Annotated in this window: 23 protein-coding genes; 10 read left to right on the top strand and 13 right to left on the bottom strand. The window is 64.9% G+C overall.

The window, feature by feature from the left end; all coding sequences use genetic code 11:
* Positions 1-1,252: 1,252 nt before the first annotated feature.
* Complete coding sequence (locus DELCS14_RS13630; protein WP_013802146.1) at positions 1,253-1,504, bottom strand: DUF333 domain-containing protein; 252 nt, start codon at positions 1,502-1,504, stop codon at positions 1,253-1,255.
* A gap of 134 nt (positions 1,505-1,638) precedes the next feature.
* Between DELCS14_RS13630 and DELCS14_RS13635 the strand changes: the two genes are divergently transcribed.
* From DELCS14_RS13635 to DELCS14_RS13650, 3 genes are all read left to right on the top strand, one after another.
* Positions 1,639-1,926: an H-NS histone family protein gene (locus tag DELCS14_RS13635; protein ID WP_013802147.1), complete on the top strand. Its 288-nt coding sequence runs from the start codon at positions 1,639-1,641 to the stop codon at positions 1,924-1,926.
* 177 nt (positions 1,927-2,103) lie between these two features.
* Positions 2,104-2,241, top strand: coding sequence for a hypothetical protein (locus DELCS14_RS30985; protein ID WP_172642938.1), 138 nt, complete (start codon positions 2,104-2,106; stop codon positions 2,239-2,241).
* A 710-nt stretch (positions 2,242-2,951) separates the two neighbouring features.
* The gene (locus tag DELCS14_RS13650) at positions 2,952-3,740 is read left to right on the top strand and encodes a class I SAM-dependent methyltransferase (protein ID WP_013802150.1); all 789 of its coding nucleotides are present in this window, start codon (positions 2,952-2,954) and stop codon (positions 3,738-3,740) included.
* A 60-nt stretch (positions 3,741-3,800) separates the two neighbouring features.
* Here DELCS14_RS13650 and DELCS14_RS13655 read toward each other — a convergent pair whose 3' ends face one another.
* The 4 genes from DELCS14_RS13655 to DELCS14_RS13670 form a co-directional block, all read right to left on the bottom strand.
* The gene (locus DELCS14_RS13655; protein ID WP_012205894.1) at positions 3,801-4,082 is read right to left on the bottom strand and encodes a hypothetical protein; all 282 of its coding nucleotides are present in this window, start codon (positions 4,080-4,082) and stop codon (positions 3,801-3,803) included.
* 151 nt (positions 4,083-4,233) lie between these two features.
* Complete coding sequence (locus DELCS14_RS13660) at positions 4,234-4,500, bottom strand: hypothetical protein (protein WP_013802151.1); 267 nt, start codon at positions 4,498-4,500, stop codon at positions 4,234-4,236.
* Positions 4,497-4,679, bottom strand: a complete 183-nt coding sequence (locus DELCS14_RS13665) for a hypothetical protein (RefSeq protein WP_013802152.1) — start codon at positions 4,677-4,679, stop codon at positions 4,497-4,499. The genes DELCS14_RS13660 and DELCS14_RS13665 overlap by 4 nt, the downstream gene beginning before the upstream one ends.
* Positions 4,680-4,840: 161 nt before the next feature.
* Positions 4,841-5,251 carry a hypothetical protein gene (locus tag DELCS14_RS13670; RefSeq protein WP_013802153.1) on the bottom strand — a complete coding sequence of 137 codons (411 nt, stop codon included), beginning with the start codon at positions 5,249-5,251 and terminating at the stop codon, positions 4,841-4,843.
* 52 nt (positions 5,252-5,303) lie between these two features.
* Between DELCS14_RS13670 and DELCS14_RS30990 the strand changes: the two genes are divergently transcribed.
* The 3 genes from DELCS14_RS30990 (at position 5,304) to cyoE (ending at position 8,173) form a co-directional block, all read left to right on the top strand.
* Positions 5,304-5,582 carry a hypothetical protein gene (locus DELCS14_RS30990; protein WP_172642954.1) on the top strand — a complete coding sequence of 93 codons (279 nt, stop codon included), beginning with the start codon at positions 5,304-5,306 and terminating at the stop codon, positions 5,580-5,582.
* A gap of 489 nt (positions 5,583-6,071) precedes the next feature.
* Positions 6,072-7,271 carry a COX15/CtaA family protein gene (locus DELCS14_RS13680; RefSeq protein ID WP_013802155.1) on the top strand — a complete coding sequence of 400 codons (1,200 nt, stop codon included), beginning with the start codon at positions 6,072-6,074 and terminating at the stop codon, positions 7,269-7,271.
* Positions 7,268-8,173 (top strand): heme o synthase, encoded by a 906-nt coding sequence (gene cyoE / locus DELCS14_RS13685; protein WP_012205889.1) that lies wholly within the window; start codon positions 7,268-7,270, stop codon positions 8,171-8,173. The genes DELCS14_RS13680 and cyoE overlap by 4 nt, the downstream gene beginning before the upstream one ends.
* Positions 8,174-8,253: 80 nt before the next feature.
* Here cyoE and DELCS14_RS13690 read toward each other — a convergent pair whose 3' ends face one another.
* The 7 genes from DELCS14_RS13690 to cyoA form a co-directional block, all read right to left on the bottom strand.
* Positions 8,254-8,790: a response regulator transcription factor gene (locus DELCS14_RS13690; protein ID WP_013802156.1), complete on the bottom strand. Its 537-nt coding sequence runs from the start codon at positions 8,788-8,790 to the stop codon at positions 8,254-8,256.
* A gap of 29 nt (positions 8,791-8,819) precedes the next feature.
* A complete protein-coding gene (locus DELCS14_RS13695) occupies positions 8,820-10,121 on the bottom strand; it encodes an ATP-binding protein (protein ID WP_013802157.1) in 1,302 nt (433 codons plus the stop codon).
* 129 nt (positions 10,122-10,250) lie between these two features.
* Positions 10,251-10,964, bottom strand: a complete 714-nt coding sequence (locus DELCS14_RS13700; protein WP_013802158.1) for an SURF1 family protein — start codon at positions 10,962-10,964, stop codon at positions 10,251-10,253.
* Between the two features lie 71 nt (positions 10,965-11,035).
* On the bottom strand, positions 11,036-11,476 hold the full coding sequence (cyoD, locus tag DELCS14_RS13705) for a cytochrome o ubiquinol oxidase subunit IV (protein ID WP_012205885.1): 441 nt from the start codon (positions 11,474-11,476) through the stop codon (positions 11,036-11,038).
* Positions 11,477-12,109 carry a cytochrome o ubiquinol oxidase subunit III gene (gene cyoC, locus DELCS14_RS13710; RefSeq protein WP_012205884.1) on the bottom strand — a complete coding sequence of 211 codons (633 nt, stop codon included), beginning with the start codon at positions 12,107-12,109 and terminating at the stop codon, positions 11,477-11,479.
* The gene (gene cyoB, locus DELCS14_RS13715) at positions 12,102-14,108 is read right to left on the bottom strand and encodes a cytochrome o ubiquinol oxidase subunit I (protein ID WP_013802159.1); all 2,007 of its coding nucleotides are present in this window, start codon (positions 14,106-14,108) and stop codon (positions 12,102-12,104) included. The genes cyoC and cyoB overlap by 8 nt, the downstream gene beginning before the upstream one ends.
* 66 nt (positions 14,109-14,174) lie before the next feature.
* Positions 14,175-15,221 carry a ubiquinol oxidase subunit II gene (cyoA, locus tag DELCS14_RS13720; protein ID WP_012205882.1) on the bottom strand — a complete coding sequence of 349 codons (1,047 nt, stop codon included), beginning with the start codon at positions 15,219-15,221 and terminating at the stop codon, positions 14,175-14,177.
* Between the two features lie 298 nt (positions 15,222-15,519).
* On the opposite strand from cyoA, the gene DELCS14_RS13725 reads away from it, so the two are divergent.
* The gene (locus tag DELCS14_RS13725) at positions 15,520-16,857 is read left to right on the top strand and encodes an MFS transporter (RefSeq protein WP_013802160.1); all 1,338 of its coding nucleotides are present in this window, start codon (positions 15,520-15,522) and stop codon (positions 16,855-16,857) included.
* 57 nt (positions 16,858-16,914) lie between these two features.
* Here DELCS14_RS13725 and DELCS14_RS13730 read toward each other — a convergent pair whose 3' ends face one another.
* Positions 16,915-17,256, bottom strand: a complete 342-nt coding sequence (locus tag DELCS14_RS13730; RefSeq protein ID WP_013802161.1) for a hypothetical protein — start codon at positions 17,254-17,256, stop codon at positions 16,915-16,917.
* Between the two features lie 388 nt (positions 17,257-17,644).
* On the opposite strand from DELCS14_RS13730, the gene alaS reads away from it, so the two are divergent.
* The 3 genes from alaS to DELCS14_RS13745 all read left to right on the top strand — a co-directional run bounded on the left by alaS (position 17,645) and on the right by DELCS14_RS13745 (position 22,709).
* Positions 17,645-20,269: an alanine--tRNA ligase gene (gene alaS / locus DELCS14_RS13735; protein WP_013802162.1), complete on the top strand. Its 2,625-nt coding sequence runs from the start codon at positions 17,645-17,647 to the stop codon at positions 20,267-20,269.
* 88 nt (positions 20,270-20,357) lie between these two features.
* Positions 20,358-21,449 (top strand): ABC transporter substrate-binding protein, encoded by a 1,092-nt coding sequence (locus tag DELCS14_RS13740; RefSeq protein WP_013802163.1) that lies wholly within the window; start codon positions 20,358-20,360, stop codon positions 21,447-21,449.
* A gap of 9 nt (positions 21,450-21,458) precedes the next feature.
* Entirely contained in the window at positions 21,459-22,709 is a 1,251-nt protein-coding gene (locus tag DELCS14_RS13745) for a sensor domain-containing diguanylate cyclase (RefSeq protein WP_013802164.1), read from the top strand.
* Positions 22,710-22,724: the final 15 nt, after the last annotated feature.

Genomic DNA, 22,724 nt, shown 5'->3' on the forward strand with positions numbered 1-22,724 from the left:
TTGGCGTAGGTTTCTGGGAATTCTCGTTGTTTTCGGAGGAGGCTTACGTCCTGCCATTGAACGACGCCCGCTTCTACTGGTGGATCAGCATCTTACGCGATGCCGGCATTTGACCCAATGCGGAGCGGTCCGCATCTTCAACATCCTGTCCTTCATGCCGCACCGGCATAAACCTCCGCTTGGTCGCCTGAACCTTGGCGCCGCTGGCACTTCGCTGTGCGCACCCGATGTATGCCTGCCTTGCATCTCTGCAAAGCGGGCCAAAGCCGCAAGAAGCGGCCCCCGCAAAAAAAGCCCGCCAGCGGTGCTGCGAGCTTGTGAATGCCTGCGAAGTGCAGGCACGGGGAAGAAAAAGTCCGGTGCCCTTTTCAGGGCATGCCTATGAATTCCAGGAGGAGAACCATGAGTCAACCATAGGCCCGGCTGTTAACCGCATTTCAGCTCGTGACCGGGAACATCGGCCCTGCCAGCGTGGAGATGTACAGCGAGATGAGGGTCACCACGGACCAGAAAAATGTGAGGAAAAAATGTCGCATCACAATCTCCTTCACGTCATTGAACAAGTGCGCGAACCGCCCGAATGCAAGCCTTCGCAAAACGTCGGAAGGGGCTGCGAGATCTGGTGCTGCGCAACTGAATGAGCTGGTAGCTGCCCCTTACCGGAAAGGCATCCAGGAGACTCCGGTGGTAGCGGGCATCAGGGTCTGGATTGAAGGACTCACTCGGTACGACTTGACTCATGCTTGTCTCCATCAGCAGGGGCATTGCGGGTCTCGGGACTGACGCTATTTCACCTGCTTGTGAGGCTTCCCTGTGCGAGCCAAGTAAGGGTGCTCATGTAGGTCGAGCATGCCCCGTATGTATGAGTTCTTTCGACACGGTGTCCGCTTGGAACTGCGGCCGTTGAAGGGGCAACGAAAAGGGCCCGCAAGCGGCGAAGCTGCGGGCCCTGGAAGAAAAATGCCGATGCCGTGGTGGCGTGCCTGGGGAAGGGATTTGAGAGGGAGGGAGGAGAAAATTCCCAGGCTCGGCGGAATCCGTTGCTGGCCAGTATGCAGACCTTTCCTGAAGGAAAGCTTTACGTCGTGTAAAGAAGTTGCAGGTCTGCTGTGTGATGCAGTTGGGCCGTGGCTTGAAGGCGGCCGTGTTCGCGCCTGCTCCGAGCGTATGGCTGTGCATTTGCGCTGTGCATCCGCGCAGTGACGGCGGGGCGTCAACGGCTTGCGTCTGATTCGTGCAGAGCGCTATCCCACTACTTGGCCGGATGGTCCTTGCGGTACAGCGTCCACTCTTCCATTTCCGTGCCGTTCGGCAGCACGCAGATGCCTTCCTGGCCCTGGGGCGTCTTCTCCATCCGAACTTGTCCGCCGATTTCACCGCAATAGACCGATGCGGGATTGGCCATGCCCACGGAGGGTGCCAGCTTCTGTTGGGCGCATGCGCTGAGTGCCAGTGCCACCAGGGCCACCAGCGCGATTCCTGAGAGTTCCAGTGCTTTGTTCATTGCGCCACTCTATACCTCTGGAGGTTGGGAGTGTTGTTGCGTCCGCAACCTTCGGTTTGCGATGCAAAGGTATGTCAGCGCGGCATTTTGTGCATAGAATACTGACTCGCTAGCATACAACCCAAGAAAAGTCCATGACACCTGATTACAAGACGCTCCTGCAGCAAAAGGCAGAGATCGAAGCACGCATTGCCGAAGTCCTGAAAGCCGAAAAAGGCGGGGCCATCGCCAAGGTTCGCGAGCTCGTCCAGCAATTCCAATTGACCCAGGAAGATGTGTTCAGCACGGGCAAGCGCAAGTCGCCCGTCGGTGCAGGCGTGGCCAAGTACCGTGATCCGTCCACCGGCGCAACGTGGACCGGCCGGGGCAAGCCTCCTGCGTGGATCAAGGATGCAGTGGACCGCACTGCCTTCGAAATCTGACCAACAGCCCGCACCCGCGGGCTTTGTCTTTTCTGGCCACTTGCGCTCAGTGGGCCCACGGCAGTTCACAAGCGTCACCTTGCGCCAAGGCCGACGCCCTTGTCATGCTCTGCGCTGATTGCCTTAGCTGTGCTTGTCCGACAGGGCTGGTCCCGGGCGGCGACCATGCTTGAGGTCATGAACAAACCTACTCCCAACACCCCGGGCCAAGTGCCCACCTCGTCGTCCCGCAACCGGTTCGCCACCAAGCGAACCATGTACATCGTTGCCGCTATCGTGGCTGTGGCACTGGTGATCATGTTTGTGCCCTGGTAGGCGCGCATCGACGTCCCGCTCCCGCGCCCGCTCATGTCCGCAAGGGCATGAGAAAGCCCGCCATCTGGCGGGCTTTCGTTTTGGGGAATCGCTTGCCTCAGTGCGCGTGGTGCGCCGTGGGTGCTTGCGCCGGGGGGAGTTGGGCCAACTTCTGCGAGCAGTCGCTGCACACATGCCACGCGTGGAATTGGCGGGCTCCTGTGGCGGGTTTTTCCTGTTCGCACTGGATGCAGAAGACGGCGGGGGCCAGGTCCATGAGCCGGATCGGCTCTCGGCCTTTCTTGGGACTACGCATAGCTCTCCTTCAAAGTGTTGCTCCTCGGTATCCATTGGGCGCCGGGTTGGGAAAGGCCGGTCGTCAGCGGGCGCGCCATGGCGCAGCAGAAGCCAGCGCCATCGAGGGTGCGTGTTCAACTTACAGCCAAGCCGTCTCACGGTTGTGACTTCCGCATGACCGTGTGGGGAACGCGCCGCAGTGGTTTGACAGTGCAATTTGCGCAGTCTTAGAATTTGCCTCTTCCATTCCTGCGACCGCTGCGAGCCTGACATGAACCTGTGACGCCTTCGGACCCTAGTCCGACCGATCCCCCCGAAGCCCATTCCCGGCCCACGGCGGACGCCCGCGTCACCACCTGCATGCCCGTTGACTGCTCCGCGTTTTCTGAACGCAACCTCGCGTCGCCGTGCGGCCTCTTTATGAAAGAGTGCCCATGACAGAACCCATCGACATCCTTGCCCACAACACCGCCGCCTGGAACCTGCAGGCAGCGAAAGACTGCGACTGGTCGCGCCCGGTCGACAGCGCTGAAATAGCCCGGGCCCGTGCCGGAAGCTGGCAGGCGCGGCTCACGCCAGGCCCCTTGCCAGCGGGCTGGCTGGATGATGTGCGCGGCCTGCGCATCCTCTGCCTTGCCGGCGGCGGCGGCCAGCAGGGGCCCATTCTTGCGGCGGCGGGTGCGCAGGTCACCGTGTTCGATGCCTCTGCCGGGCAGCTTGCACAGGACCGCCATGTAGCGCAGCGCGAAGGCCTTGCGCTGACCTGCGTGCAGGGCGACATGCGCGATCTGGGCGTTTTTGCAGATGCCGGCTTCGATGTGATCTTTCATCCCATCTCCAACCTCTACGTGCCTGATGTGCGGCCCGTATGGCGTGAATGCGCGCGGGTGCTCGCGAAGGGTGGGCGCCTTCTGTCCAGCTTCTGGAATCCGGTGGTCTTCGTGGAAGACCGCGATCCCGCGTTGCGCGAGCAAGGGCTCATGCGGCCTGCGCGGCGCCTTCCGTATTCCGATGTGGTGGATTTGCCGCCCGCAGCGCTTGATGCCAAGCGGGAGCGCAATGAGGCGCTGGTGTTCGGCCATACGCTGGCCGATCAGATCGGCGGCCAGCTGGATGCGGGGTTGGTGCTGACGGGCTTTCATGAAGACTGGCAGCCCCATGCCCGTTTTGTGATCGAGAAGTTCGTGCCGACCTTCATTGCGACACGTTCGGTGAAACTCTGAAGGTGCTGCTGCCTGGCCTTGACGCCCTCAGGTCGGCCTTAGGTCTCCCTCAGGTCGCCCTCAGGTGCGCAAGGCCGGCGTCCAGGTCTGTTGCTGGGCGGGTTCGGTCACGGGCTGCGCCGGCTTCGGTCGGGGTGCCGGGCCCTTGGCCTGGGACGATGGCTGGGCCTGCCGTGCTTGCTCGGCGCCGGATTTGGCCAGCAGCATCATCACGGCCATGCAGATCAGCGTCAGCATGAGCACCACGCAGATGGGGCCCAGATCCACGGAGGCGATGTCCAGCCCCTTCAGCGACTGCCAGCGTTCTGAGCGTACTTCCAGCGGTTCTTCGGGATCGGCCATGGCACCTCCACTGCGTTGAGTGTGGACACATGCTAGGCGTAAGTGAGCATGCAAACAATATGGAGACTTCGCCAGGATGTGAGGGTATACAGCAGCCCGGGCTCGGTTGGCTTCACGCTTGAAGGCTCTTTCCGCTGCTGCCGTGTGACAGCTACTTGACCCACATCAACTGCACCGCCACGGCCAGGGCGATGGCCAGCAGCCCCAGCAGCACGGCCATTGCCACGACGGTGACCGCCCTGCGGCGCTTTGCCTTGCGTGGGTTGCGCAAACGGGGCGGGGTGGGAGGGGGCTGCGTGGCATCCAGGGCCGCAATTCTTGCCAGCCAGTCTTCGGCTGTGGGCAAGGTGGAAGTGGGCGATGCGCAGGGTGAGGCGGGGGGCGATGCGGGTGGTGAGACGGGCTTGCCACGGTTCATGGCCCCAGCTCCTGACGCATCTCTTCAAGCACCTGCACGGCGCCCTGGATTATGGCCAGCCTGTGCTGCAGCGCAGCCTTTTGGGCCTGCAGCCGGTCCAGCTGCTCGGCGACCAGCGCCTCGTCGGCCCGCAGCTTCTTCAGCCGCTCCTGTATGGCCTCCATTTCCGGGGCGCTCATCTGCCAATCCTCCAGCATCGAAGGGCGCCGAGCGTGGCCCGGACCCTTCTCACAATTCACACGAATGCCGGCAATTATCTGTGCGCCTTAGTGATTGGCTATGAATGAATTGACATAGATTGTCATCGACCGGCGCAGAAGGCCGAAGGCTGTGCAGTTGTTCAAAGCAGCCAGGTCCTGTTGGGCCGGTTGCCGTCGATTTCCACAAGTCCTGCGTCCTGCAGTATGGGCAGGATGTAGGTGATCACCACGGCCGCGTTGTCGTTGGCCTGTTTGGCCGCAAAGCCCAGAAAGCCGGGCCGGTGCTGGCTGGAGGCCACGATGCAGGGCCGCTCGGCGCCGTGATGCTCCTGGGCCAGATGGCGCAGCACGGCGCCGAAGGCTTCCCGCCTTATGCGCACCGTGTTGCCCTTGTGCGTTCTGACTTCCAGGCCGCTGTCGCTGCGGCGGATGACAGTGAAGGACGCGGTGCGTCCCTTGTCGGGCGTCTTCAGGGGCTTGTCCTGGGCGATGCCGTCCCAGAAGGCATTGAAATCGTTGTTGGAGAGCACGCGCACGAAAAAGAGGTCCATTGCCTGGAGGTTTTCTTGGACGTGGAGTCTCCCTGGCTTCGACTGGCCGAAGATGAGCAAATCTGAGCAGTTCCGCTCAATGCGCGAGAAATTTGAGGAAGATCCGGCCTTGCCGCGTTCTGACCTCGGTCCCTTCGATAAAGCCCATCAGTCTGGCCGAACCGTCCATGGAGTACAGCGCCGGTCCATCGATGCGGTAGATGGGCCTGGTCCCGCAACGGACGAATTCATCGCCTTCGACACGCCCGATTTCGTTTCCGTGCCCATCAAGCACAGTCCACGAGCCTCCTGCAATCATGGCCTCACCCGGCAGTTGCCGGTTCCCAAGTGAAACCACCAATCTAAGGAACGCGAGGTATCTGAATCTGAGCGAATCTGAGCAGTCGTGTAAAGCTGGGCCGCCGACGCCTTGGGCAGGGTCCTGTGGAAATTCGTGTGCGCCAGGCCCAAGCCGCATCGCACCGGCCAAAAGAAGCTGGCTGCGATCTAGGGGCACTGCATGCGTGGGCGATTGAGCGGTTCGCAGCCAAGTAGAATTGTTTCATATCAAAGACATGCTGCTCTGAAAGTTGCAGCGACCGGGCCCGCTTGGCGGGCCTTGTGCATGGGGCGCGGTCCCGCAGCCGGTATCTGGGTGCATGTCCTGATTCTCTGTAGGCCCGGCCTGCGATCCAATCTCGCGCATGGGGCTGAGCCTTCTCGTCAAATTGCTCTCATTTATGAAGATCTGCTGTCGCCAACCGGATGCGCCTGCGGCATTGCCTTTCGGCTTGCCCGGGGGCCATGCCGTGTGGTGCACGCCGCGCTGCGGAGGGCGGGCGTGAGCGAACAGGCGCTGTACGATCTGGCCCCCGTTCTGGAGCTGATGCTGCTGGGCCTGTTGCTGGCGCTGGGCCCCCTGGCCTGGGTGTGGCTGCGCAACCGCAGCGGCGGCTCGCTCAAGCGGCTGCAGGCGCTGTCGGTGCTCACGCTGTTCCTGACCTTCGATCTGGTGCTGTTCGGCGCCTTCACCCGCCTGACCGATTCCGGCCTGGGCTGCCCCGACTGGCCGGGCTGCTATGGCAGCGCCAGCCCCATGGGCGCCCGCGCGCAGATTGCTGAGGCCCAGGCCGCCATGCCCACCGGGCCGGTGACGCATGGCAAGGCATGGATAGAGATGGTCCACCGCTATCTGGCCACCACCGTCGGCGTGCTCATCATCGCCATGACCATCATGGCCTGGCGGCGCGCGCGGCGCCTGGGCAGGGCGGGTGGCGCAGGGGCCGAGCGTACAGGGGCGGAGGGCACAGGCGGTGCCCTGAGTCCGTGGTGGCCCACGCTGGCGCTGTTCTGGGTCTGCCTGCAGGGCGCCTTTGGCGCCTGGACCGTGACCATGAAGCTTTTTCCGGCCATCGTGACCCTGCACCTGCTGGGCGGCACGGGGCTGCTGGCCTTGCTGTGCGTGCCCGCCGTGGGGCTGAGCCGTGCTGCGCGTCAGCAAGGGGCGACCGTGATTTCACCCGCGCTGCGCGCGGGGCTGTGGCTGGGTCTTGCGCTGCTGGTGCTGCAGGTGGCGCTGGGCGGCTGGGTCAGCACCAACTATGCGGTGCTGGCCTGCAGCAGTTTCCCGACCTGCCAGGGCAGCTGGTGGCCGGCCATGGATTTTTCGCAGGCGCTGCAGATCTGGCGTCCGCTGGGCCTGCTGCAGGACGGCAGCAACATCAGCTTTGCGGGCCTCACGGCCATCCACTATCTGCACCGCCTGGCGGCCTATGTGGTGGTGGCTGCGCTGGCCGGGCTGTGGTGGCGTTTGGGTGAAGTGCCCGCACTGGCGTTGCAGCGCCGCGTGCTGGGTGCATTTTTGGTGCTGCAGGTGCTGACAGGCCTGTCGAACGTGGTGCTCGATTGGCCGCTGGTGGCCGCGGTGCTGCATACGGGCGGCGCAGCTGCGCTGGTGACCGTGATTGTTTGGTGCCTGGCGGCCAGCCGCCCGGGCGCACTGCGGGACGGTCTGCCGGTTGCCCGTGGAGAGATTGCATGAGTAAACAAGCTTCCCTGAGTGTCGAGCCCTCGCGCTGGACACAGTTCTATGCCCTGACCAAGCCGCGTGTGGTGCAACTGATCGTGTTCTGCGCACTGATCGGCATGGTGCTGGCCGTGCCGGGCTGGCCCAACGCCGACCAGTGGCTGCACATGGCGCTGGCCTGCCTGGGCATCTGGCTGGTGGCGGGCGCGGCGGCCGCCTTCAACTGCCTGGTGGAGCGCCATATCGATGCGCGCATGAAGCGCACCTCCTGGCGGCCCACGGCGCGCGGCGAGCTGAGCAGCCAGCAGGCGCTGGCCTTCTCGGCCATCCTGTGCACGCTGGGCGCGCTGGTGCTGCTGCTGTGCACCAACCCGCTGACCATGTGGCTGACGCTGGCCACCTTCGTGGGCTATGCCGTGATCTACACGGTGATCCTCAAGCCTGCCACGCCGCAGAACATCGTGATCGGCGGTGCCTCCGGTGCCATGCCGCCCGTGCTGGGCTGGGCCGCGATGACGGGCCAGGTCGGTCCCGAGGCGCTGATCCTGTTCCTCATCATCTTCCTGTGGACGCCGCCCCATTTCTGGGCGCTGGCGCTGTACCGCGTGGAAGACTACCGCCAGTCCGGCCTGCCCATGCTGCCCGTGACGCATGGCAGCGAGTACACGCGGCTGCAGATCCTGCTGTATACGGTGATCCTGTTTGCGGCCTGCATGCTGCCCTTCATGTACGGCATGAGCTCCTGGCTGTACCTGGTGGTGGCCGTGGTGCTGAGCGTGGGCTTCTGTGCCTATGCCTTTGCACTGTGGCGCAATTACTCGGACCAGCTGTCGCGCAAGACCTTCCGCTTCTCGCTGATCCACCTGAGCGTGCTGTTCCTGGCGCTGCTGATCGATCACTACCTCTGGCTGGGCTGATGGGTTGATGGCCCGAGGGCCATGGCCGCGCAATGAAAAACCGGGCCCTTGAGGCCCGGTTTGTCTTGGTGACTGCCGCCTTACTTGATCTGCCGCTTCTCCAGCTTGCGCGCCAGCGTGCGCCGGTGCATGCCCAGGCGGCGGGCGGCTTCGGAGATGTTGAAATCGCTCTCGGCCAGGGTTTCGTGGATGTGTTCCCACTCCAGCGTCTTGATGGAGGTGGGGTTGCGTGACAGTTCCACGTCGGTGCGGCCTTCGAGGCGGCCGAAGGCGGCCTCGATATCGTCGGTGTTGGAGGGCTTGGCCAGATAGTGGCATGCGCCTAGCTTGACCGCCTCCACGGCCGTGGCAATGCTGGCATAGCCTGTGAGCACGACGATCAGCGCCTCGGGGCTGTGCTGGTGCAGCATCTGCACGCAGCTCAGGCCCGACGCGTTGCCCGCCAGCTTGAGGTCCATGACGGCGTATTGCGGCGAGTGCGTCTGCAGCAGCTCGCGCACTTCCTCGGCGCTGGCGGCCTGCAGCACGCGGTAGCCGCGCCGCTCGAACGAGCGCGTCAGCGTGCGCGCAAAGGTCGCATCGTCTTCAACCAGCAGCAGGAGGCGGGAGCTGTCCATGGGCGATTCGGGTTCCTGTGGGCGCCGCTTCAGGCGCCGGGTTCAATGGCAATCGATGACAAGGGCAGGCGGATCTCCACCTCACTGCCCCGCGGCGGGGTGTTCCTCACCTGAACGCGTCCGCCCAGCGAGCGCGCCACGTTGAGCACCAGGAAGAGGCCCAGCCCCCGGCCCGGGCGCTCCGTCTTGGTGGAGATATGGCGCTGGCCCAGCTGTTCCAGCACGGCGGGAGCAAAGCCCGGTCCCTTGTCGCGCACCGTGATGCACAGCATGCCGGTGCGCACGGCCAGGTGCAGCGCCACATGGCGGGGGGAGGCTTCGGCCGCATTGTCGAGCACATTGCAAACCATTTGCTGCAACGCGGTATCGGAAAGAATGGGGAAGTCCTCGTCGGCCTGGACATAGTCGAAATGCTCCACGGCGTGGCGTGACTGCCAGTGCGCGACCACGCCGTCCATGAAGGCGCGCAGCGTGGTGGCCTGTGGCGCATCGGCGCGGGTCTCGCCGGCCGACATGAGCACGCTGGAGACGATGGACTTGCAGCGCAGCAGCTGCTGCTGCATTTCCTGCAGGTCGGCCAGCAGGTCGGGGTCTTGCGTGATGGCGGGCATGCGCTGCCAGTCGCCCAGGATGACGGACATGGTGGACAGCGGCGTGCCCAGCTCGTGCGCCGCGCCCGTGGCCAGCAGGCCCATGCGCACGATGTGCTCTTCTTCGCTGGCACGCTGGCGCATGTTGGCCAGCCGTGCGTCACGCCGGCGCAGGTTGGAGACGATGCGGCGCAGGAAGACGACCAGCAGCACCGTGGTCAGCCCGAAGCTGATCAGAATGCCGCTCACGTACAGGCCGGGCAGCCCGTCCGGTCCCGCCGCGCCAATGGGCAGGGGCCAGTGCACGATGGCCAGCACCAGGGTGCACAGCGAGGTGCTGGCAACAATGATCCAGGCGTGCACGGGCCTGAGCAGCACGGCGCCCAGAATGCCCTGCAGCAGGAACAGGTAGATGAAGGGATTGCTGGCGCCGCCGCTCAAATACAGCTGTATGGCCAGTGCCAGCACGTCGGCCAGCAAGGCCAGGAACAGGTTGCGCGCCGAGATCTGGCGGCGGTGGCTGCGGTACCAGTAGATGTAGCCAAGATTGGTGAAGACGCTGGCCATCAGCACCAGGGCCATGGCCGGCAGCGGCAGGGTGATGCCGAAGCCGTAGTGCACCAGGGAGATGGTGATCACCTGCCCGACCACGGCAAACCAGCGCAGCTGTATCAGCAGCTGCATGTTCTGGCGTTCGGTGGTGCGCTCGACGCGGAACAGGGACTCTGAAGGCGAATTCACGCGGGCGATTGTGCGCTACCGCAGGCAGCCGTGGCGCGGCAGGGTCTTGTAGAGGACTGGCGTAAAAAAGGCCACCGATGTCATCGGTGGCCTTGTTGCCTGCAGCGACGGCTTTACGGCCTTACGGTTTTACGGCTTGCTGCTTGCCTGCCGGTCATTGCGCCTGACCAGCCAGGCCGCGCCGACCACCATCAGCGCCAGCCCGTACCAGGTCAGCGCATAGACCAGATGGCTGTTGGGGAAGCGGATCACGGTCATGCCCGGGCGCGGCCAGGTGCCGTCCGCCACGGGCTGGCCCGGCAGGCCTGCGTCGATGAAGTAGGGGGCTGCATGGTCCAGGCCCTGGGCCTGTGCAATGGCCGCCACATCGCGCGAGAACCAGCGCTGCTGCGCGGGATCGTTCTCGCGCAGGAAGCCGCCGCGCGGCTCGCTGATGCGCAGCAGGCCGGCCACCGTCACCGGATCCTGGGGCGCCTGTGCGGGCTGATCCTGCCAGCGTGCGCGCTGCGCTGTGGGAATGAAGCCCCGGTTCACCAGCACCTGGTTGCCGTTGTCCATCTGCAGCGGCGTCAGCACCCAGAAGCCGGCACCCAATTCGGTCACGGCCTGGGTCAGCACGGTCTTGCCGGCCAGCCAGTGGCCGCTGGCCTGCACGGCGCGGTACTCGTGGTCGGCGGCCGTGATCTGCGGCCATTCGGCGGGCGGGGGCAGGGCAGCGGGCGCGGCGTGCACGCGCTGGTCCACGCGCTCTATCAAGTCCAGCTTCCAGGCACGGCGCTGGACCTGCCAGCTGCCCAGGAAGATGAAGCCCAAAAACAAGGCGATGCCCACCGAGATGAGCATCGCCTGAGCGAGTGGGCCACGCCGGCGCGATGCGCCGGCGTGGCTGGAGGGCCCGGAGTTTCCGGATGCGGTCAAGGCGTGACCGAGGCCGGAGCCGTCTGCGCGGCAGGGTCGGCCGGCATGGTGTGCTGGGGCATCATGTTGGTGTTCATGTGGAACATGACCCACAGGGTGCCCGCAATGCCGATGGCCACGAAGACCACGGTGAAGATGGTGGACAGCAGGGTCCAGCCGCCTTCGATCTTGCCGTTCATGTGCAGGAAGAAGACCATGTGGACCAGGATCTGCACCACGGCGAAGCCGCCGAGCACCATTACGGCCGTTGCACGGTCCGAGATGACATTGCTCATCACCAGCCAGAACGGGATGGCCGTCAGGATGATCGAGAGCACGAAGCCCCACATATAGCCCGAGAAGGTGCTGTGCGGGCCTGCGTCGTGGTGGTGATCGTCATGGCCGTGATGGTCGTGGTGACCGTGGCCATGGCCGGCGTGGATGTCGTGTGCAGCCATTTACAGCACCCCCATCAGGTAAACAAAAGTGAAGACGCCGATCCAGACCACGTCCAAGAAGTGCCAGAACATCGACAGGCACATCAGGCGGCGGTTGTTCTCGTGCGTCAGGCCGTGCTTGTTGATCTGGATCATCAGCGTGACCAGCCAGATCAGGCCGAAGCTCACGTGCAGGCCGTGGGTGCCCACCAGCGTGAAGAACGAGGACAGGAAGGCGCTGCGCTGAGGGCCTGCGCCCTCGTGCAGCAGGTGGGAGAACTCATAGAGTTCCAGGCCCAGGAAGCACAGGCCGAACAGGCCGGTGATGGCCAGCCACAGCTGGGTGCCGCCCAGCTTGCCCTGCTGCTTTTGCAGCATGGCGAAGCCGAAGGTGATGGACGACAGCAGCAGGAAGGCCGTGTTCATCGCCACCAGGGGCAGGTCGAACAACTGGGCGCCCGTGGGGCCTGCAGCGTAGTTGCGGCCCAGCACGCCATAGGTGGCGAACAGCGCTGCAAAGATCAGGCAGTCGCTCATCAGGTAGAGCCAGAAGCCCAGAGCGGTGCCGTTTTCGGGATGGGGCTCCTCGGCGAGGTGGTACTCGCGCGGGGCCAGGGCGGCAGCGCCGCCTGCGGTGTAACGGGTATCAGACATGACGTGCCAGCTGTTGTGTGCGCAGTTCTTCCGTGGCCGCGACTTCCGCGGCGGGGATGTAGTAGTCGCGCTTGTAGTTGAACGTGTGGATGATCGATGCCAGCACGGTGGCGGCGAACGACGCAATGGCCAGGGGCCACATGTGCCAGATCATCGCGAAGCCGAAGACCGTGGACAGCGCGGCGATCACGACACCGGCGCCGGTGTTGGACGGCATGTGGACGGGCTTGAAGCCGGTCAGCGGACGCTGGTAGCCGTGCTTCTTCATGTCCCACCAGGCATCGATCTCATGCACCACGGGCGTGAAGGCGAAGTTGTACTGGGGAGGGGGCGAGGAGGTGGCCCACTCCAGCGTGCGGCCTTCCCATGGGTCGCCGGTCACGTCACGCAGCTGGTCGCGCTTGAAGTAGCTGACCACCAGCTGGATCAGGAAGCTGCCGATGCCCAGTGCCACCAGACCGGCGCCCAGGGCGGCGATCACGAACCAGATCTGCAGCGAGGGGTCCTCGAAGTGGTTGGCACGGCGTGTCACGCCCATCAGGCCCAGCACGTACAGCGGTGTGAAGGCGACCCAGAAGCCGACCAGCCAGAACCAGAACGAGCACTTGCCCCAGAACTCGTCGAGCTTGTAGCCGAAGGCCTTGGGGAACCAGAAGTTGATGCCGGCGAACACGCCGAACACCACGCCGCCGATGATCACGTTGTGAAAGTGGGCGATCAGGAACAGGCTGTTGTGCAGCACGAAGTCGGCCGGGGGAACGGCCAGCAGCACGCCGGTCATGCCGCCGATGGCAAAGGTGCACATGAAGCCCACGGTCCACAGCATCGGCACCGTGAAGCGGATGCGGCCGCGGTACATGGTGAACAGCCAGTTGAAGATCTTGGCGCCCGTCGGGATCGAGATGATCATCGTCGTGATGCCGAAGAAGGTGTTCACGCTGGCGCCGGAGCCCATGGTGAAGAAGTGGTGCAGCCAGACCAGGTAGGACAGGATGGTGATACACACCGTCGCGTACACCATGGAGGTGTAGCCGAACAGGCGCTTGCGGCTGAAGGTGGAGACGATCTCCGAGAAGATGCCGAAGCAGGGCAGGATCAGGATGTAGACCTCGGGGTGGCCCCAGATCCAGATCAGGTTCACGTACAGCATGGGGTTGCCGCCCAGCTCGTTCGTGAAGAAGTTCGTGCCGACGTAGCGGTCCAGCGACATCAGCACCAGGGCTGCGGTCAGGATGGGGAACGAGGCCACGATCAGCGCGTTGGTGCACAGGGCGGTCCAGGTGAAGACGGGCATCTTCATCAGGTTCATGCCGGGTGCGCGCATCTTGATGATGGTCACGATCAGGTTGATGCCTGACAGCGTGGTGCCGACGCCGGCCACCTGCAATCCCCAGATGTAGTAGTCAAGCCCGACCCCGGGGTTCTGCGCCCCCAGGTTGGACAGTGCCAGCCAGCCGGAGGTGGAGAACTCGCCCAGGAACAGCGAGATCATCACCAGCACGGCGCCGCCCGTCGTCATCCAGAAGCTGAAGTTGTTCAGGAACGGGAAGGACACGTCGCGTGCGCCGATCTGCAGCGGCACCAGATAGTTCATCAGGCCGGTAACGAAGGGCATGGCCACGAAGAAGATCATGATCACGCCGTGGGCCGTGAAGATCTGGTCGTAGTGGTGCGGAGGCAGGTAGCCCAGGTTGTCGCCGAAGGCCATGGCCTGCTGCAGGCGCATCATCAGCGCGTCGGCAAAGCCGCGCAGCAGCATGACCAGACCGAGGATCATGTACATGATGCCGATCTTCTTGTGGTCGATGCTGCACAGCCAGTCGCGCCACAGCGGGCCCCACAGGCGGAACTTGGTGAGCAGGCCCAGCACGGCAAGGCCGCCGAGCACCACGGCGATGAAGGTCGCCAGCACGATGGGCTCATGCGCCATCGGGATGGAGTCCCAAGTGATGCGACCCAGCAGCCAGTGGGCCTGTGCCGGGGAGGTATGTTCAGACATATCGAGTCTCTTAGGTCGTGATGGGAGCGGGCGGCGGTCTGGCCGTCGTCCGCGTCCGCTAACTGCTTATTGCTGCGCAGCGGCTGCGGAGCCGTCGCGCTGGTCCAGGAAGGCCACGACGCGGTCGGCGTTTTGCACCGTGCACACATCCTGGGGCAGGTTCATGCCCACGGCCTTGAGATAGGCTTCGCCGCCAGCAGCGTCGATGGCCATCATGTGATGCATGCACATCTTGCCTTCTTCGACACAGCGGTTGAGCACCTTGTCGTACAGGCCTTCGTCCACCGTGGCGAAGCGCTCGACCGGGTTGCGCTCGCTGGGCTTGACCAGGTTCAGGTAGGTATCGCGCGTCAGGGCCTTGCCTTCGGACTTGGCCTTGGCAACCCACTGATCGAACTCTTCGTTGCTCAGGCCATGGAACTTGAACGTCATGCCCGAGAAGCCGGCGCCGCTGTAGTGCGATGCCAGGCCGTGGAACACGCCGGGCTTGTTGATCACGGCGTTCAGCTCGGTCTGCATGCCGGGCATGGCATAGATCATGCCGGCCAGGTCAGGCACGTAGAAGGAGTTCATCGTCGAGGTGGCGGTCAGCTTGAAGTGGATGGGACGATCCACGGGAGCGGCCAGCTCGTTGACGGTGGCGATGCCTTTTTCAGGGATGAAGAACAGCCACTTCCAGTCCATGGCCACGACCTGCACCTCCAGCGGCTTGACATCGGTGCTCAGCGGCTTGGTGGCCGAGACGCGGTCCAGCGGACGGTAGGGGTCCAGCTTGTGGGTGCTGATCCAGGTGATGGCGCCCAGCGCGATGATGATCATCAGCGGCACGGACCAGATCACCAGCTCCAGCGTGGTGGAGTGGTGCCATTCGGGGTCGTAGTGGGCCTCGGTGTTCGACTGGCGGTATTTCCAGGCGAAAAGCAGCGTGAGGATGATCACCGGGATGATGATGATCAGCATCAGCAAGGTGGCCGTGACCACCAGGTTGCCTTGCTGCGCGGCGATGTCGCCGGCGGGGTTGAGCACGACGGCTTTGCTGCAGCCAGTGAGACTGGCTGTCAAAGCGGCCGCGGTGAGCCACGCAGGCCCACGGAGTTCCTTGATTTTTAGCATGCTAGGGGCGCAACAAGAGCGCGTTTACATAGAAACGCGGATTACAAGATCCGGGCAAATGTATTACGAAGTATAAATTTGTCCATTGGACATTTTGTCCAACGTCAAGGAGAACCCGGGAACTTTCTGCTACCTGGGCGGGTGCACGGCATGTGCCTGGCGGTCCGGAGGCCGCATTTTCGCGTCGCGCGCAGCAGGACAAACACCGAGGCCGGTCGAGGTGGAAACCGCCTTGCGCCAGATCAAGCGAGGGCGTAGAACAGAGCTGTCAGTGAGACGAGACAAGGAGCATCCATCTATGAGCGGCCTCGACACAACTGCAAGCTTCCCCGGCGGAAGCTATGAGAGCAAAGAATCTCTGTCCCGCGCCGACACCCACGAAGATGTCACGCCCAACGAAATCGCCGTCGGCGTGATCATCGGGCGATCCTCGGAGTACTTCGACTTCTTCGTGTTCGGCATCGCCTGCGTGCTGGTCTTCCCGGCACTGCTGTTTCCCTACCTTTCCAAGCTCGACGGCACGCTGATGTCGTTCGCCATCTTCTCGCTGGCCTTCGTGGCCCGGCCGCTGGGCACGGCGCTGTCCATGGCCGTGCAGCGGCGCTGGGGGCGGGCGACCAAGCTGACGCTGGCGCTGTTTCTGCTGGGCGTGTGCACCGTGGGCATGGCCTTCCTGCCCAGCTACCAGCAGGCGGGGGTGAATGCCATCATCGTGCTGGCGCTGCTGCGCATAGGCCAGGGCATTGCGCTGGGCGGCTCGTGGGACGGTCTGCCGTCGCTGCTGGCCATGTCGGCGCCCAAGAACCGGCGCGGCTGGTATTCGATGATGGGCCAGTTGGGCGCGCCGCTGGGCTTCGTGCTCGCGGCAGGGCTGTTTGCCTTCATCTACGCCCATGTGGGAGCCGACGAGTTCCTCAGCTGGGGCTGGCGCTATCCCTTCTGCGTGGCCTTTGCCATCAACGTCGTGGCACTGTTTGCCCGGCTGCGCCTGGTCGTGGGCCAGTCCTACACCGAACTGCTGCAGCAGCGTGAGCTGGAGCCCATGGGCGTGCTGCCGCTGATGCGCGACGAGGGGCGCAACGTGGTGATCGGTGCGTTTGCCGCCCTGGCCAGCTTTGCGCTGTTCCACTTGGTGACCATCTTCCCGCTGTCCTGGATCTCGCTGTACTCGGACCAGTCGGTGACCCATGTGCTCGGGGTGCAGATCGTGGGCGCCTTCTGTGCGGCTGCCGCCATCATGGTCTCGGGCTGGCTGGCCGACCGTGTGGGCCGGCGCAACACGCTGGGCACCATGGCCTGCCTGATCGGCATCTTCAGCTTCCTGGCGCCCTGGCTGCTGGGCAGCGGAACGATGGGGAACAACGTGTTCATCATCGTCGGCTTCATCCTGCTGGGCCTGTCCTATGGCCAGGCGGCAGGCACGGTGACGTCCAACTTCCCCTCACGCTATCGCTACACGGGTGCTGCGCTGTCCTCGGACATGGCCTGGCTGGTGGGCGCGGCATTCGCTCCGCTGGTGGCCCTGGGCGTGTCCTCGCGCTTCGGACTGGTGGCGCTGGGGATCTATCTGCTGTCGGGTGCGCTGTGCACGCTGGCGGCGCTGGGCATCAACCGCGCCATCGAGACGCGCGACTGAACGAGCCCTTGCAAGTCAAAGGCCGGCTCTGCCGGCCTTTTTCGTTGTGACTTCGCCTCAGGGGTTTTCACCGTAGCGCTGCTTGAAGTCGAATTCGAGCCTGTCGCAGTCCTGCACCGATTCAAACTGCTGCGTCTTGCGCTCGGCCTCTGGCCGCGCGGTTTCCTTGCGGCAGATCTTGATGGTTTCGCGCTCCACCCAGCGTGCCTCGCCTTCGGGCGTGGACAGCAGCTGGCCAGCCAGCATGAGCACAGCGAAGAAGGCCACGGGCAGGCCGATGAGCCAGGGCACGATGCGGCTTTTTGGCGGCTTGGGCGGTTTGGCCGGATTGGATCGGTTGGCGCTGGCAGCGGGGGCCGGTTCGCTGGAATGGGGCTCGGGTGTCTGTGGTTGCGCCATGGTGTGCTTGCTGTGGTTCCGGCTGGCGATTATCCAGGGCGCCCATCGCGCGCAGTCTGAGCGGGATCAGGGAACGGCGAGATCGCCTGTGCTAGCCATCTCCCCCATCTCCTGCACCAGCCATTTCTCCAGCGCAAGAATGTCGGCCCTGCGGCCCGGATGGGGCGCCACCCACAGCTGCAGGCGCCGCGGACCGGCCAGTCGCGCGCCGCTGTTGCGCGCTCGGGCAGATGGGAGGAGAGGCCTTCTTTGGCCACGTGCGTGATGGAGGCCAGGCAGGGCTCGCTGCCGCAACCATGGGGCAAACCTATAATGCGCGTTGGTCCCGACGGGACACCCTCCCGCCAGGGACAGCGCCCCGCGTGCGCGCTCCGAACTCCTAGACACCATGAGCACACCCACTTTCACCGTTGCCGACATTCGCAAGAGCTTTCTGGACTTTTTCGCATCCAAGGGCCACACCATCGTGGAGTCGAGCCCCCTGGTGCCCGGCAACGACCCGACGCTGATGTTCACCAACTCGGGCATGGTCCAGTTCAAGGACGTGTTCCTGGGCACCGACAAGCGCCCCTACAAGCGCGCCACCTCGGTGCAGACCTGCTTGCGCGCAGGCGGCAAGCACAACGATCTGGAAAACGTGGGCTACACGGCCCGCCACCACACCTTCTTCGAGATGCTGGGCAACTGGTCCTTCGGCGATTACTTCAAGCGCGAGTCGCTCAAGTGGGCCTGGGAGCTGCTGACCGAGGTCTACAAGCTGCCCAAGGAACGCCTGCTGGCCACGGTCTACGCCGAGGACGACGAGGCCTATGACATCTGGACCAAGGAAATCGGCCTGCCGCCCGAGCGCGTGATCCGCATCGGCGACAACAAGGGCGGCCGCTACAAGAGCGACAACTTCTGGATGATGGCCGACACCGGCCCCTGCGGCCCCTGCTCGGAAATCTTCTACGACCACGGCGCGCACGTGGCCGGCGGCCCTCCGGGCAGCCCTGACGAAGACGGCGACCGCTTCATCGAAATCTGGAACAACGTGTTCATGCAGTTCGACATGGACGAGCAGGGCAACGTCAAGCCGCTGCCCGCGCCCTGCGTGGACACTGGCATGGGCCTGGAGCGTCTGGCCGCCATCCTGCAGCATGTGCACAGCAACTACGAGATCGACCTGTTCCAGGCGCTGATCAAGGCTGCTGCGCGCGAGACGCACATCGCCGACATCGAGACCCCCTCGCTCAAGGTGATCGCCGACCACATCCGCGCCACCGCCTTCCTGGTGGCCGACGGCGTGATCCCCTCCAACGAAGGCCGCGGCTACGTGCAGCGCCGCATCGTGCGCCGCGCCATCCGCCACGGCTACAAGCTGGGCCAGAAGACCCCGTTCTTCCACAAGCTGGTCAAGGACCTGGTGGCCGTGATGGGCGATGCCTATCCCAAGATCCGCGAGCAGGAAGCGCGCATCACCGAAGTGCTGCGGGTCGAGGAAGAGCGCTTCTTCGAGACCCTGGCCAACGGCATGGAAATCCTGGACGCGGCGCTGGCCGGTGGCGCCAAGGTGCTGCCCGGCGACGTGGCCTTCAAGCTGCACGACACCTACGGCTTCCCCCTGGACCTGACCAACGACGTCTGCCGCGAGCGCGGCCTGAGCGTGGACGAGGCGGGCTTCCAGACCGCCATGGAAGAGCAGAAGAACAAGGCCCGTGCAGCAGGCAAGTTCAAGATGGACCGCGCCCTGGAATACACGGGCGATGCCAATGCCTTCACGGGCTACCAGAAGCTGGCCGAGGCCGCCAAGGTGGTGGCACTGTATGCCGAGGGCAGCGCCGTGCAGGAACTCAAGGCCGGCCAGAGCGGCGTGGTCGTGCTCGACACCACGCCTTTCTACGCCGAGTCCGGCGGCCAGGTGGGCGACCAGGGTGTGATCAGCACCACGGGCGCACGCTTTGCGGTCGAGGACACGCTCAAGATCAAGGCCGATGTGTTCGGCCACCATGGCGTGCTGGAGTCCGGCAGCCTCAAGGTGGGCGATGCCGTGCAGGCCGAGGTGGACACGCAGCTGCGTGCCGCCACCATGCGCAACCATTCGGTCACGCACATCATGCACAAGGCCCTGCGCGAAGTGCTGGGCGATCATGTGCAGCAAAAGGGCTCGCTGGTCAACGCCGAGCGCACGCGCTTCGACTTTGCCCACAACCAGCCCGTGACCGCTGAAGAGATCCGCGAGATCGAACGCCGCGTGAACGCCGAGATCCTGGTCAACACGCCCACCGATGCGCGCGTGATGGACATCGAATCGGCCAAGGCCACGGGCGCCATGATGCTGTTCGGCGAGAAGTACGGCGACTCCGTGCGCGTGCTGGACATCGGCAGCAGCCGCGAACTGTGCGGCGGCACCCACGTGCAGCGCACGGGCGACATCGGCCTGTTCAAGGTGGTGGGCGAAGGCGGCGTGGCCGCTGGCGTGCGCCGCATCGAGGCGGTGACCGGCGAGAACGCGCTGGCCTACCTGCAATCGCTGGAATCCACGGTGGACCAGGCCGCCGCCGCGCTGAAGGCGCCGACGGCCGAGTTGAACACCCGCATCGGCGGTGCGCTGGAGCAGATCCGCGCGCTGGAGAAGGAAGTGGCTGCGCTCAAGGGCAAGCTCGCTTCCAGCCAGGGCGACGAGCTGGCCGGCCAGGCCGTGGACATCAAGGGCATCAAGGTGCTGGCCGCCAGGCTGGAAGGCGCCGACGCCAAGACCCTGCGCGACACCATGGACAAGCTCAAGGACAAGCTGGGCGCCGCAGCCATCGTGCTGGCCGCCGTCGATGGCGACAAGGTGCAACTGGCCGCAGGCGTGACCAAGGCCGAGACCTCGCGCATCAAGGCTGGCGATCTGGTGAACTTCGTGGCCAGCCAGGTCGGCGGCAAGGGCGGCGGCAAGCCCGACATGGCCATGGCTGGCGGCACGGACGCTTCGGGCCTGCCCGCGGCGCTGGCCGGTGTGCAGGCCTGGGTGGCAGAGCGCGTCTGACCCAGCTGCGCGGCAGATGATTCCTGCTGCCCCTTCTTCGGGACGCCCCGGTGGACTCCACCGGGGCGTCTTGCCGTGGGCGCTGCGTATGACCTACATGGCCTGGGTGATGGGCGTGCTGGCGCAATCGGCCGCTGCCGCCGCGCAAAGCGTGGTCTTCATCAACCCCGGCCGGTCCGATGAGCGCTACTGGACCACGGTCAGCGAGGCCATGCAGGACGCGGCCAGCAGCCTGGGCATGCAGCTGCAGGTGCGCTATGCCCAGCGCGACCACCTGCGCCCCATCGAGATTGCGCGCCAGATTGCCGCCTTGCCCAAGGCGCAGCGGCCCCGCTACGTGATGTTTACCAACGACTACAGCGTGGCGCCTGAAATCCTGCGCACGCTGGAGGCCGCAGGCATCGACAGCTTCATGGCCTTCAGCGGCGTGCCCGAGACGTTGCGCGGCCAGACCGGCGTGGCCCGGGAGCGCTATCGCCACTGGCTGGGCAGCCTGGAGCCGGGCGCCGAGGAGGCCGGCTACCTGACCGCCAAGTCACTGTTCGCCGCTGCGCGGGCATCTGGCCAGGCGCGTGCGGCCGATGGCCGTCTGCACATGGTGGCCATTGCCGGGGACCGCTCCACGCCCTCCTCGGTGGAACGCAATGCCGGCATGCGCCGCGCGGCGGCCGAGGCCAGCGACGTGGTGCTGCAGCAGGAAGTCTTTGGCGAATGGCGCCGCGAACGCGCCGAGCAGCAGGCGGCCGTGCTGTTCCAGCGCTATCCCGAGGTGCGCCTGGTCTGGGCGGGCAACGACGAGATGGCCTTTGGCGCCATGCAGGCCTGGCGCGCGCGGGGCGGCTCGCCGGGGCGTGACGCCTTCTTCAGCGCCATCAATTCATCGGCGGCCGCCATGACGGCGCTGCGCACGGGCGAGCTGTCGGCACTGGCGGGCGGCCATTTCCTGACCGGCGCCTGGGCCCTGGTCATGCTCTACGACCATGCGCACGGCACCGATTTCGCCTCCGAAGGGCTGGAGCAGGTGCGGCCCATGTTCACGCTGCTGGACAAGTCACAGATCGACCGCTACGAGCACAGGATCAGCGCGCCGCTGGCCCCTCTGGACTTTCGCAGCTACAGCAAGCACCTCAATCCCCGGCTGCGGCGCTACGGATTCGAGCTCAAGCACCTGCTGCGCTGAGCGCCTTCCATGCCCCGCTTCCGTTCGATCGCCTCCCTGCTGATCCTGCGCATCATGCTGCTGGCCGTGGCCTGCATGCTGGTGTTTGGCGGCGCCCACGCCTGGTGGGAGTACCGCAAGGGGCAGCAGGAGTTTCGCCGCTCCATGGAGACGCTGGTGGCCAACAGCATGATCTCGCTGTCCGCCGCGCTGTGGGACATAGAGCCGGCCCTGGTGCGCGAGCAGGTGCAGTGGCTGGGCAAGCTTCCCCTGGTGGGACATGTGCAGCTGCGCGTCACCTCCACGGGCGAGATGTACGAGGCGGGCGAGCCCAGGGATGGCCGCGCGCCTGCCGTGTCCATGCTCATTCCGGCACCGCGTCACAGCCAGTCCAGCCTGCCGCTGGGCGAACTGCAGGTCTGGGAGAACCGGGGCCACTACCTGGAGGTGCTGCGCGACTCCACGCTGCGCGTGCTGCTGGGCTATGCGCTGTTCACGGCCCTGGTCTGCCTGATGGTGGCCTGGGTGATGCGCAGGGAGCTGCGCCAGCCGCTGCAGCAGATTGCGGGCTTTGCGGCCAACCTCAAGCCCAATGAGTTGTCGAGGCCCTTGGTGCTGGAGCGGGCGCGGCGCGGGCAGCGCGACGAGATCGACATGGTGGTGCAGGGCTTTGGCCAGTTGCAGCATGACCTGCGCGGCCACATCGAGCATTTGGACCTGCTGGTGGCCCAGCGCACGGCCCAGCTGGAGGAACTGGTGGAAGAGGTCAAGCGCATGTCGCTGACCGATGCGCTGACCGGATGCCTCAACCGCCGCGCCATGGACGAGCGCCTGGCCTCCGAGGTCGCCCAGGGCCAGCGCCTGGGTGCGGCCCTGAGCGTGATGTTCGTGGACGTGGACCGCTTCAAGCAGGTCAATGACAGGCACGGCCATGCCGCAGGCGATGCCGTGCTGCGCGAGGTGGCACTGCGTTGCCGGCACGCACTGGAGCGGGAGCCTTCGGCGCAATGGATGGCGCGCTATGGCGGTGAGGAGTTCCTGATCGTGATGCCCGGTGTGGCTGCGGCCCAGGCCTGGGCGCTGGCCGGGCAGCTGCGCGAGGCCATACGCTCCACGCCCATACAGGTCCATGGCCTGGAGCTGGCGGCGACGGCCAGCTTTGGCGTGGCGCAACAGCAGGGTGCCGAGAGCGCGCAGGAACTGCTGCAGCGCGCCGATGCCATGCTCTACGAGGCCAAGCACGCCGGGCGCGACTGCGTGCGCGTGGCCGGCCTCGCCTGAACGGCACGGCGCCAG

Origin of the sequence: Delftia sp. Cs1-4, from assembly GCF_000214395.1 — a bacterium.
Taxonomy (GTDB): Bacteria; Pseudomonadota; Gammaproteobacteria; order Burkholderiales; family Burkholderiaceae_C; genus Comamonas; species Comamonas acidovorans.